Annotated in this window: 1 protein-coding gene and 1 pseudogene; both read right to left on the bottom strand. The window is 31.1% G+C overall.

The window, feature by feature from the left end:
- Positions 1 to 180 (bottom strand): hypothetical protein (locus tag KB213_RS11980; RefSeq protein WP_211683451.1); only part of this gene is annotated, 180 nt, incomplete at its 3' end.
- Positions 170 to 299, bottom strand: a pseudogene (locus KB213_RS12905) (DNA-methyltransferase); the annotation flags it as partial. The gene KB213_RS11980 and the pseudogene KB213_RS12905, both read right to left, overlap by 11 nt.

The raw sequence follows: 299 nt of genomic DNA, 5'->3' as shown, positions 1-299 counted from the left end.
TTTTTTTTTTTTTTTTTTTTTTTTTTTGTTTTTGTGTTTTTTTTTTCTTCTTTTTTTCCTCAAATTTTGGTTTCTTTTTTTAGGGCCCGGTAATGGTTTTTTGTAATGCACTTTTTTCTGCAATTTTGGGAAATTTTTTTTTAGGGCGGGGCCCCCCCGTTTTTTTTTAATGATAAACATGCTCATTATTACGGTTCACGAAACCATGGGAATTCAGAGTCTTAAAATGCCCGTGCGTTTTCTCCCCGACATAAACCGATTTAATCCAAGTAATATGATTTTTCAGTACAAATAATTCA

Origin of the sequence: Neokomagataea anthophila (assembly GCF_018122595.1) — a bacterium.
GTDB lineage: Bacteria > Pseudomonadota > Alphaproteobacteria > Acetobacterales > Acetobacteraceae > Gluconobacter > Gluconobacter anthophilus.
This window is presented reverse-complemented; position numbering and strand designations above follow the sequence as displayed.